The organism is Nitrospirota bacterium, assembly GCA_016219645.1.
In the GTDB taxonomy this organism is placed as follows: Bacteria; Nitrospirota; Nitrospiria; order Nitrospirales; family Nitrospiraceae; genus Palsa-1315.
In genome coordinates, this window is sequence record JACRLR010000021.1 from 22,897 (window position 1) to 40,211 (window position 17,315).

Genomic DNA, 17,315 nt, shown 5'->3' on the forward strand with positions numbered 1-17,315 from the left:
AGTCTGACCACGACAATGAGCCAACCTGAAGCCTTCTCCCGCATCCTCATCGACAAAGCTTTAGAGTTCAGCGGGTGGGATTTGCTGAAGCCCCAGCAAGTCCAATTCGAATTGCATACAGGGAACGGGCGAGCGGACTACCTGCTCAAGGACAGCCTTGGCCGGGTGCTCTGTGTCCTCGAAGCGAAGCGCGAAGGGCTCGATCCCTACGACGCCAAGGAGCAGGCACGCGGTTACGCCGAAAATCTCAACGCCCCTTTTATCATTCTGTCCAACGGCCGCGAGCATTGGTTTTGGAATTATGAGCGGGCCGACCAGAGAGACGCCTACCGTATCGAGCGTTTGCCATCGCGGGAAGATCTCGAACGAGTCCGATTAAAGAACCTTCAACCGCCGCGGCCGCTCGAAAGTGAAATCATCACACCCGACTATCTCCGCCACTTAAAGCATGACCTCAAGCTGAGGCGCTACCAGATTCGAGCGATGGACGAGATCGCCCGGCTGTTCGATACCAAAGGTCTCCGCAAATTCCTCCTTGAAATGGCCACCGGCACTGGAAAAACATTGCTCTGTGCCGCACTTATCCGACGGTTTCTCATGAGCCGCAATGCCGAGCGTGTTCTGTTCATCGTGGACCGTATTGAACTCGCAAAGCAGACCATTGAAGACTTCGCCGTCGTCCTACCGGAGTTCAAGCCGGTGATCTACAAGACAGCCCGCCGCACGGGCGAACTTCTGGGTGCCTCGGTGGTCGTGGCCACCATTCAATCGCTCATGACTGACCGCCGCTACCGCGAAGAGTTCACGCCGTTCTACTTCGACCTTGTCATCAACGATGAAGCCCACAGATCCATCTATGGCGATGCCCGCGAAGTTGTGCAATTTTTTCAGGCCACTCGCATCGGTCTTACGGCGACACCCAAGGCCTATCTTAAGAACATCAACATGGAGCAATTGGCCGAAGAGAACCCCCAGGCCCTGGAAGCTCGTCAGTTACGCGACACCTATCACTACTTCGGTTGCAAGCCCGGCTTCCCGACGTACCGCTACGACATCATCGACGCCGTGAAGGACCCAGAAGGCCCCTTCCTCTGCCTGCCGAAGATTTTCGATCTCCGCTCAGACATCACCACGAAAGCACTCGCCGAATCCGGCTGGGCGGTCGTTGTCAATGAACAAGACGAGAACTTCAAAATCCAGGATTTGGAAAAGAAGATTTTTACACCAGCCCGCAATCGCCTCATGTGTGAAACTTTTCTCAAGGAAGCGCAGAAAGATCCCGCTGGAGCTATTGGCAAATCCATCGTCTTCGCTGTGAACCAGACGCATGCGACCAACCTCACGAAGATCTTCAACGAACTGCAGCCCGGTATCGCGCTGACCATCACGTCACGCATTCCTGAGGCGTCGGTGCTGGCCAAAGAGTTCCGCGACGGCAAACGCGCAGAGCGCATCGCGGTATCCGTGGACATGCTCTCCACCGGCTACAACTGCCGCGACCTGCTCAATATCGGCCTCTTTCGCCCGGTCTTCTCGCCGACGGAATATATTCAGATCAAAGGCCGGGGGACCAGACTCTATACGTTCACAATAGGCCACACAGCCTATGAGAAGTCGTGCTTCTTCCTTCTCGATTTCTGCGCAGTCGCGGAATACTTCGAGGAAGAATACGACTACTCGTTGCCGTTGAAGGTTCCCCGTGAAAAGAAGCCATCCGTCGCAACTGCCTCGTATGTGCACGTCGATGGCGGCAACAGTGTGGCCGCAGAAGGTCAACCGGAGGATTTTCCACGGGACAGACCGGCCCGTACGATTCCAACATGGGAAGGCATAGACACCATTGTCAGCCAAGAAGTCCGTATCGTCGGGCCCAATGGCGAGAAGGTGGACATCATGACCTTCCGTGGTGGCTACGAGCGCGACATTAAGGAGTTCGTCGAGAAGACACCCGCGCTCAAAGCAGCCGTTGAAGCCGAGGACGACGACGCCATCGAAACCATCCTCAACGAACGGTTCTACCATCGTCCGGAAATGTATTACTCGCCGGACAAGCTCATCGTCTCCTACGGCGTCCCTGCAACCACACCGGCCTTCGTTTATAATGCGCTGGGTCGCAAGCCGTTGCCCACGCGCGAAGCCATAATTACCGATACCGTGGATTCCATCGCGGCTCGGTTCAATCTCCGTTACAGCGAGCAGAAATGGGTGGACGCCACAGCGCAACTTCTGGCCGAAGATTCAACGGCACTCCGGCGCTTCCTGGCCGGGGACATGACACTCTTTACTGCCAGCCAGTTCAACCAGCTAGGCGGCGTCTCTGCTCTGGCCCGATTTGAGGATCGAGAAAAAGTCTTCGAGGCCTTGCGTCAATCCACACTCGTTCGGCAAAGTGTGTTAGGCGGATCGCAATTATCATCTGGCCCTCCTCAATGAGAAGCTAATTTGAAACGGGTTTGCGGATGCCTCAAACGGTACACCCCACACAAACTTCCCCGCCATTCGATGACAAGCTTATCGATGACCTCCTTCTATGGCCTGAGAGTAGTCAGTTTGAGTGTAAGAGACTGGCGGGCAAATTGACCACTGTCCTCGAATCCGTCGTAGCGCTCGCTAACACCGAAGGCGGTATCATAGCCGTTGGATTTGATGATCCAGACAAAGCCAAGGGTCGTGCCCGCGTGTATGGCATTCAGGAGAACCCGACCAACTGGGACGAACTTCGCCGACTGCTTCAGTCCCGAATCACGGAACCTAATCTGCTCCCATATTTGCCCGTAGAGATTGGCTGTACGCTCCGTGATGGAACCATGGGATCTGTCGTGTTCTTGAAAATTGAGAAGAGCAATCGCATCCATTCCATTGTGGATGATGGCACATGGGTCCGTCTCGAAAAGGGCAATAAGGAGTTGACGGCTAACGAGATCAACGATCTGTCCTTTGCGCGCGGTACGATTTCTGCCGAGGCACAATTGGAACCGATCGATGTAGAACTACTTGATACCGATTACTGGAAGCAGTATGCCCAGCACCGTCGGCTCACACGTCCCCTTGCCGAGGCCCTTCGTCACATTGGTCTAGCCAGGCCCGATACACATGGAGCGCTACGCCCAACCCGTGCCGCCGTCCTGCTCTTTGGCGAGGAGCCCTCAGGCCTTCTCAGCGGTAAGGCAGCTGTTCGTGTATTCCACTATCGAGGCAATCGTGTTCAGACCGATCCGCACACCAACTTGCTCAAGCCGCCGCGAACGATTTCAGGTCCGATCATTCGCCAGATTCAGGACACTACTGACTACGTGGTCAGTGAGTTGGCCAGCGGAGTACAGATGGGGCCCCTCGGGTTCGAGATCGTCCAGAGCTACCCTGTTCGTGTCATCAAGGAGGCCATCACCAACGCCCTTATTCACCGGGACTATCGATTGCCCGCCGATGTGCATATCCGTATCTTCTCCGATCGCATTGAAGTGGAAAGCCCTGGCTTGCTGGTCGGTCCTGTCACTGCCACTAACATCGGTACCATCGGCACGCATGCCCGCAATCCAGTTCTGGTCAACCATCTCCGAGACTTTCCCACACCACCGAATCTTGATGCGGGCGAAGGCGTACGCATGATGTTCGGCACCATGCAGGCGGTTGGGTTATACCCGCCCCTCTATCTGACTCGTCCACATGTTCAGCAGGAAGCGGTAATTGTCTTTCTACTCAACGAGCATAGGCCGACTGCCTGGGAACAGGTGAGTCGGCACATCGATCAGCATGGCTCCATCGGTAACACCGAGGTCCGCAAGGCAATGGAAACCGATAACGTACTGGCAGCCTCCAAGCAGATTAAGAAGTGGCTGGAACAGGGCCTCTTGATTGTCCTCAACCCGGCGGCAGGCACTCGCGCCAGGCGGTACTGCAAGCCGAACATGCCACCACCAACCCAGTTGTTTTCTACCCTCGAAGGAAAACAACGAAGGGGAAAGACATAAGGTCAGGTAATTCAACGACTTATAAAACCGTTGTTATCCAGAAGTCTTCATTGATCCATAGAGGGCGACTAAGGAAGGACCCTAGAACATCCATGCGCACGCCTCCAACTCAGTCCGATTCCGTCGTCGCTCAGGCCCTCGCTGCGCCGTCGAATTTCTTTTCTTCCGGCCTCCGGCAAAAGGTCGATCAGCTCATGAACATCCTCTGGGCCGGTGGGGTGAACAACCCTATGGATTCTATCGAGCAGATTTCCTATCTTCTGTTCCTGCGCCTGCTGACGGAGAAAGATAATGTTCTGGCCAGCCTCGACAAGAGGTACACCTGTATCTTCTCCGGCAAATGGGCGCGCTACGCTTGGGGCAACTTCGTTACGCTGACCGGGGACAATCTCTTTAACGCGGTCCGTGACGCTATCGAAAAGCTGCACGAACTCCCCAGCCTGACCGACACCGGCAAGCTCCTCTTCAGCCGCGCTACCCTCAAGATTTACGACCGCCCCACATTGCGTGCCGTGGTGCAAGCCATCCACGACATGGACTTAGCTGCGCACAACGGCCACGACCTCAAGGGCGACATGTACGAGTATCTCTTGAGCAAGTTGTCGGCCTCCGGCACCAATGGCCAATTCCGCACTCCGCGCCATATCATCGACCTGATAGTGGCACTCGTGAATCCACAACCCAAGCATCGGATCTGTGACCCAGCCTGCGGCACAGCTGGCTTCCTCATCTCAGCCTTCACCCATATTCTCCGGCAACACACCAAACCCCGCCGACCTGAAGCGCGGCCTCGCGGACGGCGGGCTGCTCAAGCCCGCGCAGTGGAAGTTTCTTGAAGAGCACGCGTTCACCGGCTTCGACAACGACGCCAACATGGTGAAAATCGCCATCCTCAACCTCTATCTTCACCAATTGGAAAAGGCGCGCGTCTCCATGCTGAACCCGCTCACCACCGGCTTCGGCGGCGCCTATCCCGGCCAGCGGTTCGACGTCGTCCTCGCCAACCCGCCGTTCGCCGGAAAGGTGCAGGACGAAAGCATCCTGTCCGACCTGAACTACAAGCTGAACACCCGCGCCACAGAACTGCTGTTTCTCAAATGGTTCATCGACCACCTCGCACCAAACGGACGAGCGGGTGTCATCGTACCCAACGGCGTGCTCTTCGGCTCGACGAACGCGGCCACCAGCCTGCGCGAACTGCTGCTGACCGAGTGCGACCTGCAAGCCGTCATCAGCTTACCCAGCGGCGTGTTCAAACCTTATTCCGGCGTCGGCACCGCCGCGTTGATTTTCCAGAAGAGCAAGCCGACCCAAAGCGTCTGGTTTTATGATTTGACCGCCGACGGGTACAGCCTCGACGACAAGCGCACGCAAATCGAAGCCAACGACATTCCCGACGTGTTGGCCAAATGGTCCAACCGTGACGAAGGTCCCAACAGTTACCGTGTGGCGATTGAAAAGATTCGTGAGCACGACTGGAGCCTCGCAGCTGGCCGCTACAAGCCCGTCACCACGGAAGCCGTGAACCACGACAAGCCAGCTGACATTCTCGGTGACGTGCTCAAACTGGAAAACGACATCATCCGGCGCGGCAACGCCTTGCTTGCACAAATCGTCGGGAAGAAATGAAACGCTGGCCGAACAAACCGCTTGGCGAGTTGCTGAAGATTCAGAATGGTTTCGCCTTCAAGTCGGAGCTGTTTAACGATGATGGCAAGGGGCTTCCAATCATTCGCATCCGAGATTTGGCGCGTGGATTCAGCGAGACATTCTACGATGGCGAACACGACCCTGCATTCGAGGTTGAGAATGGCGATTTCTTGATTGGTATGGATGGCGAGTTCCACTGCTACCGCTGGCAGGGTGGAAAGGCTTTACTCAACCAACGAGTTTGCCGTCTCCAGAATTTCAGCCGTGACCTTAACGCAGGTTACGTTTTTTACGGCATCAACGACCACCTTCGCGAAATCGAGGACAACACCGCGTTTGTCACGGTGAAGCATTTGTCGTCGAAGCAAATAGCCAGCATTGAAATGAGCGTACCGCCGCTGGAGGAGCAGGAGCGGTTGGTGAAGTTGCTGGACGAAACCGACGAGTTGCGGAAGCTGCGCGCTCAAGCCGACCGCCGCACCGCCACCCTCATCCCTTCCCTCTTCAGCAAAATGTTCGGCCCTGACGCTCCAGGTTCAGTCACCTGGCAGACTGCGACTGTTGCAGAACTTGCTGCGGCACACGAAGGCAGCATTCGCACCGGACCATTTGGAAGCGATTTGCGTCACTCGGAATTTTTCGAGGAGGGAGTTCCGGTTCTTGGCATTGATAACGTAGTGGAGAATGAGTTCCGTTGGACGAAATCGCGTTGCATCCCAGAATCCAAGTTCGCAGAGATGAAGCGGTTCGTCGTTTTCCCCGGTGATGTCCTCGTGACAATCATGGGCACAGTTGGGAGGTGTTCCATTGCTCCTGAAGGGCTTCCGGTTTGCATCAGCACGAAGCACCTTTGCACAATTACACTCGATCGAACGAAAGCACATCCCCGGTTCATTTGGGGAGCGTTCTTGCATGACGCATCCGTCAAACAGCAAACCCGATCAGTTGGAAAGGGTGCAATAATGGAAGGCTGGAACTCGACCATCATCAAACGACTCAGATTGCGAGTTCCGCCGTTGACGCTGCAAAAGCAGTTCGCCGCCCGCGTGTCAGAAATCCGTGCGATGAAAATTGAGCAAGCCGCCTCCCGCCGCCGCTTGGATGATCTCTTCCAATCCATACTCCACCACGCTTTCAACGGAGAGCTATAACAGGGGTTGTGATGACTGGGATGATAGGAGACGAACTCTTTGTGGACTTTAGCCGTCGCATAGTCCAAGCGAGGGGCTCCGATTCTTACACCAGGCCAGTTGAGGTAGATCTTCGCCGCGCGGCCTATCTCTCCTCCAGTCAGGACTTTGAACAGGAAATGCAATCCATCAGCGCCGCGCTGTCCGGGTCGTGGCCGAAGATACTTCTGGCCTTTGTAAATACTCCAGATGGCCCGCCGTATAGAACTGCAAAGGTGTTTCTTCACCAAAACTTGATCCAACATAAGCAGATCGAGGACTCTGGGAAAATCAGGCTCGTCAGCTCATCACATTATGTGGCGGCAGGCGGCGGTCAGGCCTGGGATCAAGATGCAGAGAAAGGCGCTGTCGGGTTCTTCGTATCTGGGGCCAATGATCGAACGAATGTTTGGCGCGTCTTCCGAGTGGAGATGGATGCGTTCGGTTCAAGCGTCGTGACACTTTCCCCCCTTGTCCTGAGTAGCGGTTTTCCTGAGCTAACTCTTCCTGATACCAACGAGCCTTTGCGTTCCGAGATTCTCGGACATTATGAAGAACTTCAACGTCATGTCTTGAGCCATTCTTACCGAGCCTTGATTACCAGCGCCAAGAACATCGTTGAAGCGATCATCTCGCCAAACGACAACTTTTCAACGACCCTCGCCAAAATGGGCCGGAGCCTTCTCGAAGCAAAAGAGAAGAAGACCAAGCCGCCATCTCCAGAACTCGCCTATCACCTAGCCGAGAAACTCAGGCTCTTACATCAATACACCCATGTTGGAGGGGCTACGCGAAAAGGCCGGTCTGTTTCCCCGGAGCTTGCGTTGACCGTTGTTCACGATCTGATAGAGATTTTAAGAGAGCTTGGCTATGCGCGGAAGTGAACGGGGTTGGGATGAATCTTTTCTTGGGGGCCGAAGCTCCCTCCAACCCGCTTGTTCTCTCTTTAGGGATGGGGCCTGATTGATCTTCCACTGCGCGCGTCCAACGAGGGCCTTCTGAGGCCGCGCGTTGCGCGAGCACAGAAGATCATCAGGTTCCATCCCCGTCTCTGCTCCGGAAGCTAGGGATCGGCACGGGTGTCATCCACTTCTTTCATCCTGGGGGCTCCTTTCCAGTCCCTTCTATGCCCGTGCGTTTTGTGAAGAATTGTGACTCGCATGCAGAAAAAGGCTTGGACTTATTGAAAGAGCAGCGAGACGGAGCCGTCTTTTGTGATCTTGGCGATGAATGGTTTTGCGTGGTTCTTCAAAAACCGGGTGATTCGGGGGAGTGCCTTCACGAAAATCTGAGCCATTTCTTCGCCTTGCAGATCGCCTGATGTCAGGATAAACGCTGCCGCACCCGCCTTCATGAGCGCCAGCCGCTGCCTGCATGACCTCTTTCAGTGAATGCTCCACCGCGGCTTCAACGGCGCGCTATAGTCGCCGTCCAGGCTAATTCAAGCAGCCTGTTCACTAAATCACGTTGTTCACGATTCATGAACGTGCTATATTACCGTACGTTATGAAGACCATTTCGCAAGAATCTCAGATTATCGCCTCAGCGCTGGAGCGGCTGAAGGCTGTCCATCCCCTCCGTGTAATGAATCTCCGGCAAGAGATCAACGCGAGGGACCGAGGGTGGGATGGCGAGGTGACGATCAAAACCAAGGGGGGGGCGTATCGTTACCTGTTTGAGGTGAAGGCACATCTTCGTCCACAGGCTATTCATCACCTGCTGATCCGGGCGAATGCCGATCGAAAACGATGGGACAAGACAACGGAACTTTTGTTGCTCGCTGACTACGTCAATCCGCTGCTAGCTGGTCAACTGAAAAACGCTGGTATCAATTTCATCGATACAGCAGGGAATCTGTTCTTGAAACGGGCGCCGGAATTATATCTCTATGTCGAAGGGAAAAAGCCGCCGGCCTCTCAGAAAGACAAGCCAACGAGGCTCTTTCAGCCGAGCGGCCTCGCTCTTCTTTTTGGCCTGCTCATAGAACCTGAGTCCATCAACCTTCCGTATCGGAACCTCGCAAGTGTGAATGGTGTTGCCTTGGGCACGGTAGGGTGGGTTAAGCGGGATCTCAAAGAACAAGGGTATCTCGAACCGATCGGGACAGATCGCTTTCGCTTAATCCGTCGAAAGGAATTGTTCGAGCGGTGGGTGCAGGGCTATGCCAGCCGTCTTCGTCCAAAACTTTTTGTCGGGGAATATCGAGATCTGACGAACAACCTCGATGCTGTCGTCAAGACTTTTCGCCGGTATGCGGTGGAGCAGGGAATGTCCTGGTGTGTCACGGGGGGAGTTGGGGCGGATGCAATTATGCATCACTATCAGGGAAACATGATCACCTTTTTTGTCGAATTCTGGCGACAGGATGAGGCCTTAAAGGGTCTCAAGTGGTTACCAGCCTCTGGAGGACTCATTACCATTCTGAAAAGCTTTTCTCCTCGTGTGTTGCAGATGAGCGGTAGTCAGCAACACGCCCGAGCCGCACATCCTCTTTTGATTTATGCCGAGCTGTTGCATCAGGGCACGGACCGAGACCTTGAAACCGCCCGGCTCATTTATAAAAACTACTTGGAAGAATCCATTGCCAAAGATTGAAGGTGATTTAGCGGAAGCGCTCACACTGCTCCACAACTATTTTGAGCAGAAGGGGATACCCTTCGCACTTGTCGGTGCGCTTGTGCCGGCTATCTTGCTGTCTTCCGAGATCGGAGTTCGAGAGACCAGGGATGCCGACCATATAATCAAATTGTCTTCGTGGGCAGAGTGGGAGACGGTGATCGCCGATCTCGTCAAATTGGGATTCGTACGAGGCCGTGGCGAGCAAGAGCATCGATTGCATTTCCGGACTGCGGAGATTGACCTAATCCCGTATGGAGTCACGGGTGGCCCAGACGAAGTTCTCGTATGGCGCAAGTCCGGGAACCAGATGAACCTGACAGGATTTTCCGAGGTGTTTGAACATGCCGTGCTCATCGAGATAGTGAAAGGTCTTACACTACCAGTTATCCCACTGTGGCTTTTCGCGGTACTGAAGGTCTTTGCCTATCTTGATAGAAAGTTTCCCAGAGATCTTCGCGACCTCGTATACGTTTTGGAGCATTATGAGTCGCTGGGAAACGGGGCACGTCGATTTGAAACAGTGGGTGAAGTGAGCGGTGTGACTTACGAGAACGCAGGAGCACATTTGTTGGGAGCTGATATTCGTGCCAAGGTTTCATCTAATGCTCTGAAAATGGTCAGAGACTTTCTAGAGCAAATCACCGACGAGTATCATAGTGTAATTAATTCGGCTCTTCGGGAAGAGCCCGCCCTCGTATCTGATAGGCGAAGAACGGTTGTCTATCAGCTCGTCCAAGCTTTTCGGTTAGGGTTAAGAGGCTAGTCGAGTATAGAGACAGTGCCGTACCGTGATTATGTAGGAAAGGCACTGTTCTGCTTGCGCCGTGCTTCAGGCAGCTTCGAGGGTGAGTTCGCACCTGATGGCTTCTTCGATTTCGAACCGCTGGCGTCCATAATCCTCTGCGAGCGCATCCATTGATTCACCTGCCTTGTAACGTTCCGCAATCACGGCGGTCGGAATGCCGGTCCCCACTAACACGGGCCGGCCGAAGGAGATCAGTGGGTCGATGACGACGGCCTTGGGTTCCTCTTGGAGGTGGCGTTTCCGCGTAAAGGGATACAACCGGACAGGGATCCCCTTGATGTCTCTCTCAATTCGATGGAGGTGTGCCCGGAGGATTTCTTGGATGGCCAATTGTCCTTCCTGAGAGATGTTGATCAATTGGCTGAATTTTTTGATGAAGAGGTTCAGTCCATCGATGACGAATTCCTGATCGGCCAAGGGATGTCTCGAAGGAAATTGCTTCGAGAGGTAGTTCATCGCGGCTCTGACTTTTTCTAATGGGATGTCATGCTTGCGACGAATGGCATCGAGGACGTGGATCTCCACGAGGTTCATGAAAGAGAGCAACTTCATGTCCGGATCGGGCACCTGGATGATCGGTTTGGAGAAACGGACACCGGTGATGCTGCGGTAATGCCGGCCTGAAATCCAGTCTCGAATTGTCGTGCGTGGAATGCGCAAATAATGCCCAGCCTCCATGACGCCGTAAGAAGCCACTTCTCGCGCATCAAAGTGTTTGTCGAACACTGCCACCTTTTGATGCATAGTCCGGGAGGCACTGTAGCCCTGTCTTGATGACGGGTCAAGAGTCAATCAAACGGAGACAGCCACCGACCGGACTAGTGGCAGTCCCCTCAACTCAACGACGCCAGATCGATCACGAACCGGAACCGCACATCGCCCTTGAGGACTCGCTCATAGGCCTCGTTTACTTGCTGGATTGGAATCACTTCAACATCAGACTCGATGTGGTGTGCGGCACAGAAGTCGAGCATCTCCTGGGTTTCTCGGATCCCGCCGATCACCGACCCGGCGATTCGGCGGCGATGCAGAATGAGCGGAAAGGGTTCCAGCAGAGTTGGCTTGTCCGGCACACCGACAAGGATCATCGTGCCATCGGTCTTCAATAAATGAAGATAATCGTTATAGTTGTGAGGAGCTGATACCGTATCAAGGACAAAATCAAATCGCCGCTGCAGTCTGGTAAACGTCTCGGGCTGTGAGGTGAGGGCGAAGTCGGTTGCTCCCAATCGCATCGCATCCTGCCGCTTCCGTTCGGATGTGCTGAGCACGGTGACCTCAGTTCCCAGCGCCTTCGCGATCTTTATAGCCATATGGCCGAGTCCGCCCAAACCGACAACTGCCAGCTTGTGATATTTCCCGACTCCCCAATGGCGTAGCGGGGAGTATGTCGTAATTCCCGCGCACAAGAGTGGAGCTGCTCCTGCAGGCGACAGTGCTGAGGGAATCCTCAGCACATAGTTCTCATCCACGACAATCTGTCTAGAGTAACCGCCTTGTGTCAGCTGGCCGTCCTTGTCGCGGCCGTTGTATGTCAGGATCATGCCCGCATCGCAATATTGCTCAGATCCCTCACGGCAGGCTGTGCAAGTACGGCAGGAATCCACAAAGCAGCCGACACCAACCCGGTCTCCCGCCCTGAAATTCTTCACACCGGACCCAATGCCCGCCACGGTGCCGACGATTTCGTGTCCCGGCACCATGGGGAAAATCGAGCCGCCCCATTCGTCGCGGGCTTGATGAATGTCCGAGTGGCAGATGCCGCAATGGGTGATCGCAATGAGCAGGTCATGAGGTCCCACGTCCCGTCGTGCGAATTCGAATGGTTGCAGGGTGGCTTTGGCGGTGATCGCCGCATAACCGTGAGTCGATAGCATGGCTGTCGCTCCATGTTGGGGGGGGGATGTAACCGTGACCATAGCAAGATCCAACAGGATTGCCAACCAGGTCATGGGTGGATCAAGCCGGCGTTTCGCGTCGTCGTTGAATCCTGCCGCCAGCGGATACTCTTCTGTGACGAATGCCGGCTGTGCCTTGTGGGAAGTTGGACTCGGAGCTCTAAGACAGATGCTTAATGCTCTTGCCGGGGCGCTGCATCGTCGTTTCGCTCCATCGAGTCGGGGAGCGAAGTGTCGATCATGATGGTGGGACCTGGTAGTCGATAGTCTTCTGCTGCCCAGGCGCCGAGGTCGGTCAATTGACACTGTTCGGAGCAGAAGGGGCGCCAGTGGTTGCCTTCCCAGGTGCTGGATTGGTGACAGAGGGGGCAGATCATGGCCGTTATTGTAGCACGCGGATTCCGAGAATCGGTCGGCGTCAACTCCGGAAGATTCGACGCGTGGGGAAATCTGTATGGCAGATGGCTGAAGGAGGATTACGGCAACGGAGATTTTTCAAAGGTTTTGATAGCGATGGCCTTCTCTTTCATCTTCTTGACTAACCCGCCATATGAAACATCACGAATAATACTGGTGAAATGTGATCGGTAATTGCTCACGATGCTGGCTCCATCAATGACGACGTCATAAACCCGCCATTCCTGGGCACGGTAAATCAGCCGAAAGTCGACCGGCGTGTCGATCTTCCGTCCCTTTATGTGTGCTTTGACTTCGGCAAAGGCGTCATTCCGAAGTTCCCCCAGAAAGACCACCTGTTCGTCAGAGCGGTCGGTGATGCGGCTCGCAAATGAATCTCGAAGGAGTTGCACGAAGAGGCCGACGAACTCGCGCTGGTCTCGATAGGAAACCTTGGCCCAGGTGGCCCCTAAGGCACGTTTCGCCATTTCCTCGTAATCCACACGCTGTTTGATGATTCCTTCGATGGCACGCCGTCGTTCTTCGGCCCGTTCAGGTTGCTTCATGGTTTCGTTATCGAGGACTCGGATCAGATCGTCGATCGTGCCCTTCACCGCTTCTGTCGCGCTTGAGTCAATCCGGTCTGATGAAGTGGCGGCCAGCACAGGAGACCAGAAGGCCGATCCAGCGATTACTCCTAAGAGAAGCAGCAGATGTGGGAGTTTTTGGATCGTCATGTTGATGATGGTCGTCACGATACATGGCTCCTGCGATTGGGTATTTCCGGGAGTCTCAAGCGTAGCAGGGATGCTGCGTCTGTAAAGGAGGCTTCAACAGGGCGGAATGAGAGGGAAGTTCCGGGTCCATTCCGGAGAGCGGAGGAAGATGTCGGATTTATTACCGGGCCGGCTGAGTTTTTTCGACCTTTGCCCAGGCGTCTTTGAGCGAGACAGTGCGGTTGAACACCAGTGTGCCAGAAGTCGAATCCAAGTCGGTACAGAAGTATCCCAATCGCTCGAATTGGTACCTTGTGCCGGGCGTTGTCTGCTGCAAGCTTGGCTCAACCAGGCAGTTCGTGATCCGCTCCAGTGAATTGGGGTTGAGATAGGCTGTCCAATCGTGATCCGGCGGCACCTTCGCCAGGTCCGTCACCAAGAGGGGGTTGTAGAGACGGACCTCGGCTTTCGCCGCATGGGCTTCGGAGACCCAATGGATGGTCGCCTTGACCTTGCGCTGTTCCTGGGAGGCGCCGCTTTTTGTCGTGGGATCGTAGGTACAGTGAAGCTCGGTAATCTCGCCGGTCTGTGGGTCCCTTGTTACTCCGACGCACTTGATGATGTAGGCATACCGGAGTCGTACTTCTCGTCCCGGGGCGAGCCGGAAAAATTGCTTGGGCGGATCTTCACGGAAATCGTCCCGCTCAATATAGAGGATGCGAGAAAACGGGACCTTTCTTGTCCCTGCTGACGGATCTTCCGGGTTGTTGATCGCTTCCAACTCCTCGGATTGGCCATCGGGATAGTTGTCGAGGATGATTTTGAGCGGTCGCAGCACCGCCATCACTCTGGTTGCTCGCTTGTTCAAGTCTTCGCGCACAAAGTGTTCGAGTAGCTGCATCTCGACGATGGCGTCGCGTTTGGCGACGCCGATATGGTCGCAGAATGCCCGAATGGCTTCAGGGGTATAGCCGCGGCGGCGAAGTCCTCCGATCGACGGCAGTCGTGGGTCATCCCATCCGCTCACCAGTTGCTGTTCGACCAACTCGATGAGTTTACGTTTGCTCATGACCGTATTGGTCAGGTTCAAACGGGCGAATTCGATCTGCTGCGGCCGGTGCGGCGCCTCAGTCTGCTCGACGACCCAATCGTAGAGAGGCCGGTGATCTTCAAATTCCAAGGTGCAGATCGAGTGGGTGATCCCCTCCAGCGCGTCCGAGAGAGGATGCGCAAAGTCGTAGGCCGGATAGAGGCACCAGGCGCTCCCTGTTCGATAATGCGCGGCGTGCCGGATGCGGTAGAGAACCGGGTCTCGGTGGTTGATATTGGCCGAAGCCATGTCGATTTTGGCGCGAAGCACGTAGGCGCCGTCAGCGAACTCTCCGGCCCTCATGCGCCGAAAGAGGTCAAGGTTTTCATCGATCGAACGGCTGCGAGAAGGGCTGTCTACCCCGGGCTGAGTCAGGGTGCCTCGATAGGCACGTATCTCTTCGGCCGTCAATGAGTCGACGTATGCCAGGCCTTTTTGAATCAATCGTAGAGCAAACTCGTAGAGTCGTTCGAAGTAATCCGAGGCAAAAAACATCTTCCCGTGCCAGTCGAATCCCAGCCACGTGATGTCGTTCTGAATGGCCTGGACATATTCCGTATTTTCGGTGGTCGGATTGGTATCGTCGAACCGCAGGTGGCAGATGCCGCCGGGAATGTCGTTCGCGATCCCGAAATTCAGGCAAATCGATTTCGCGTGGCCGATATGGAGATAGCCGTTCGGCTCCGGTGGAAAGCGCAGCACGACCCGGCCTCCATGTTTGCCGGCTGCGTGATCGGCGGCCACGATGTCGCGGATAAAGTTTGAAGCGCCAGCCTGTTCAGTCATGCAGGGTCATTGACTCACGGGGATTTATTAATTGTTATAGAAGTGGACATTATCATGTTGGGATTACAGGGAGAAGCCCTACCCCAATCTTAATATAAGAAATCTGCTGTCTTCCGCGCCTGTCAGATTCTCGGTGGGATGCGTCGAGGGGCACTATTTGAGATTCATCCCTCCCGGGGATGAGAAATGGTAGAAGGCCGCCTCAGGCACGCTCCCTGCCGACATAGAAAACCGTTATTGGGTTTGTCTGGTCTGTCTGGTTTTTTTGGGGTTGGACTAAACTAACCAGATGAACGAAATCAAGCAAACACACGATAGACGGAGAGGACGGCCTTTGCTTCCATCAGCGCAGCGTATGGTTGAGGTAACAATGCTACTGGCGTAGGTGGCTAGCGGCGGCAGTGGAAATTGCTGGGCGCTACTCGGGAGCGATGATCTCGAGCTTGCGCGACCGCCAATCAAGTACGGCAATCCGCATGTGCATCTTATGAGCCAGCTGTGGATGTTTAGTATAGATGACATCCGCGGCAAACTTAGAAAGAAAACGAGACTTCAGTTCAGCGCGGGCACGGTCCACGCCAACCTCCTGGTAGGGGACCGAGGCCAACAGCAGAAAACCATCTTCGGGAATGCGGCCGGCGCGCATGTTGTCCTCGATGATGCCGGCGGCACGGTCGATCGGATCGTCGAGGTTGGGGCTGTAGGGGCCAACGATGAGCGCAAGGTTGGGCATGTGCAAGAAATCGAATCCGCGCCCCACGCAAATCATCCACTCGTGGTGCTCGATATCCAGTGCGCGCTCTGTCTTCCGGAGCTCAGCGATTCGTTCCATGTTGCCGAACACCAGCGGTTCGAGATCATAACGGATTTGGCTGTGCATGTCCGGAAACATCTCCGCCAGGCGCGGCCGCAAGCTATCTTTCTCTTCGACTGCAAACTGAGAGATATCGAGCAGCTCGCCGTTTGAGCCGTGCAGGATAAGCGCCTCCTCGTCCGTTTCGAATCCGCAGACGAGGGGATAGACCGTCCCGTGGTCGATGCCGAAGACATGCTCGACCTGTTTTTTGATGGTGTACGTGTAGGCGCGTGCCGCCTGGGTGTCGTAGTTGAACCCTGCGCAACCGCGGTACTTGTCGCCTTTGGAATAGTGATAGGTGATCAAAAGCAACACCCGCTGACCCCGGCTGACCACGCTATGCACGTAATTAGCCAAGACCTCGCCCAAATGCGGCCAGCCCAAGTCGAACACCCCACCGAGATTGCGAAATGGCTGGATGATGCCGGACGGCGTATGGGTGTCGACTGATAGATTGATGCGCCCATCCATGCATTTGAGTGCGGCGATCGCCGAGGGATGCTCGGCCATGTAGCGCTGCCGTTCGATGGTAGTAGCGGAACTGGAAAACGAGTCTGAATACTGACGTGCATGCTGCATCAACCATTCGATGCGATGGGCAATGGGTTTGTGGTGGGTATCCATGGGCACCCTTTACAATAAAATCGTTATGAGGTGCAAGTCCAACTCCAAATCCAAAGAACAATTCCTCGCCGCTCACGTAGCCCAGATATGGCGACTTTTTCGGGCCACAATCGTCTCCAGTGCTGATATGGTAAACAAAGGACTTTCGTTATGAATCCAGAGTGTCACCCTCTCCGCGGTTGCGACAGAGGAAAATGCGACGTTGACAGCTAATCATGCGGCTGGTACAAGTACAGCGTTTTTTTGGATCTCAAAGGGGAGGCATGCAAAACGCACTCGTAATTCCGGCCCACTACAGAACGATAATACAACATCAATACAACATCGACTGCGGGTACAACAAAAGCCACTCGTGAGTCCCTCCAAGGCCTCGGAGAGGCTTAGGGTGATTTTTTGCGAACACAGAATTTTATAGACCCAGACGGTCCGAAGCCATACGCTGACGTTATTATGACTCCTGCTTGCCGCGTACACAGTCGGTATCCTGCTTCCACTGAGTGTTCCGCAAACGCCGCAATCCCAAGGGATTCCTGGTAGTATTTGCGCTTGTGTCGCAAGTAGGCATTGTCAACTTAAGTCGAATAGGGCTGATTTTCTACCTCGGGCCAGGAACCTGAATGTTGAACAATCAATGCGCTATGAATTCGTGTATGGCCTAAATTTCGTTCAAATTCACTTAATGTGACAAAACCCGAGCAAGGTGTGCAGCTTGACGGCGGCCTTGCGTGTGCGGAA

At 54.8% G+C, this 17,315-nt stretch carries 14 protein-coding genes; 7 read left to right on the forward strand and 7 right to left on the reverse strand.

Annotated features, from left to right (window positions below):
- Nucleotides 1-15: 15 nt before the first annotated feature.
- From HZB34_10425 to HZB34_10445, 5 genes are all read left to right on the forward strand, one after another.
- Nucleotides 16-2,433 carry a DEAD/DEAH box helicase family protein gene (locus tag HZB34_10425; protein ID MBI5316375.1) on the forward strand — a complete coding sequence of 806 codons (2,418 nt, stop codon included), beginning with the start codon at nucleotides 16-18 and terminating at the stop codon, nucleotides 2,431-2,433.
- A 26-nt stretch (nucleotides 2,434-2,459) separates the two neighbouring features.
- On the forward strand, nucleotides 2,460-3,971 hold the full coding sequence (locus HZB34_10430) for a putative DNA binding domain-containing protein (protein ID MBI5316376.1): 1,512 nt from the start codon (nucleotides 2,460-2,462) through the stop codon (nucleotides 3,969-3,971).
- Nucleotides 3,972-4,063: 92 nt separating this feature from the next.
- Nucleotides 4,064-4,807, forward strand: a complete 744-nt coding sequence (locus tag HZB34_10435) for an SAM-dependent DNA methyltransferase (GenBank protein ID MBI5316377.1) — start codon at nucleotides 4,064-4,066, stop codon at nucleotides 4,805-4,807.
- Nucleotides 4,808-5,596: 789 nt separating this feature from the next.
- Entirely contained in the window at nucleotides 5,597-6,772 is a 1,176-nt protein-coding gene (locus HZB34_10440) for a restriction endonuclease subunit S (protein ID MBI5316378.1), read from the forward strand.
- Between the two features lie 11 nt (nucleotides 6,773-6,783).
- A complete protein-coding gene (locus tag HZB34_10445; GenBank protein MBI5316379.1) occupies nucleotides 6,784-7,674 on the forward strand; it encodes a hypothetical protein in 891 nt (296 codons plus the stop codon).
- A gap of 296 nt (nucleotides 7,675-7,970) precedes the next feature.
- Here HZB34_10445 and HZB34_10450 read toward each other — a convergent pair whose 3' ends face one another.
- On the reverse strand, nucleotides 7,971-8,144 hold the full coding sequence (locus tag HZB34_10450; protein MBI5316380.1) for a hypothetical protein: 174 nt from the start codon (nucleotides 8,142-8,144) through the stop codon (nucleotides 7,971-7,973).
- Nucleotides 8,145-8,296: 152 nt separating this feature from the next.
- Here HZB34_10450 and HZB34_10455 point away from each other — a divergent pair, with 152 nt between their 5' ends.
- Together HZB34_10455 and HZB34_10460 are read left to right on the forward strand one after the other, a co-directional pair.
- The gene (locus tag HZB34_10455; protein ID MBI5316381.1) at nucleotides 8,297-9,385 is read left to right on the forward strand and encodes a hypothetical protein; all 1,089 of its coding nucleotides are present in this window, start codon (nucleotides 8,297-8,299) and stop codon (nucleotides 9,383-9,385) included.
- Nucleotides 9,372-10,172 carry a hypothetical protein gene (locus HZB34_10460; protein ID MBI5316382.1) on the forward strand — a complete coding sequence of 267 codons (801 nt, stop codon included), beginning with the start codon at nucleotides 9,372-9,374 and terminating at the stop codon, nucleotides 10,170-10,172. The genes HZB34_10455 and HZB34_10460 overlap by 14 nt, the downstream gene beginning before the upstream one ends.
- 66 nt (nucleotides 10,173-10,238) lie before the next feature.
- Here the strand turns inward: HZB34_10460 and HZB34_10465 are convergent, their stop codons facing one another.
- The 6 genes from HZB34_10465 to HZB34_10490 form a co-directional block, all read right to left on the reverse strand.
- Nucleotides 10,239-10,958: a DUF433 domain-containing protein gene (locus HZB34_10465; GenBank protein ID MBI5316383.1), complete on the reverse strand. Its 720-nt coding sequence runs from the start codon at nucleotides 10,956-10,958 to the stop codon at nucleotides 10,239-10,241.
- A gap of 89 nt (nucleotides 10,959-11,047) precedes the next feature.
- The gene (locus tag HZB34_10470; protein ID MBI5316384.1) at nucleotides 11,048-12,091 is read right to left on the reverse strand and encodes an NAD(P)-dependent alcohol dehydrogenase; all 1,044 of its coding nucleotides are present in this window, start codon (nucleotides 12,089-12,091) and stop codon (nucleotides 11,048-11,050) included.
- A gap of 194 nt (nucleotides 12,092-12,285) precedes the next feature.
- A complete protein-coding gene (locus HZB34_10475; protein ID MBI5316385.1) occupies nucleotides 12,286-12,489 on the reverse strand; it encodes a DNA gyrase inhibitor YacG in 204 nt (67 codons plus the stop codon).
- A gap of 99 nt (nucleotides 12,490-12,588) precedes the next feature.
- Nucleotides 12,589-13,263, reverse strand: a complete 675-nt coding sequence (locus HZB34_10480) for an ABC transporter substrate-binding protein (GenBank protein ID MBI5316386.1) — start codon at nucleotides 13,261-13,263, stop codon at nucleotides 12,589-12,591.
- A 142-nt stretch (nucleotides 13,264-13,405) separates the two neighbouring features.
- Nucleotides 13,406-15,100: a glutamine--tRNA ligase/YqeY domain fusion protein gene (locus HZB34_10485; protein MBI5316387.1), complete on the reverse strand. Its 1,695-nt coding sequence runs from the start codon at nucleotides 15,098-15,100 to the stop codon at nucleotides 13,406-13,408.
- Between the two features lie 418 nt (nucleotides 15,101-15,518).
- Entirely contained in the window at nucleotides 15,519-16,580 is a 1,062-nt protein-coding gene (locus HZB34_10490; protein ID MBI5316388.1) for a hypothetical protein, read from the reverse strand.
- Nucleotides 16,581-17,315 lie beyond the last annotated feature (735 nt).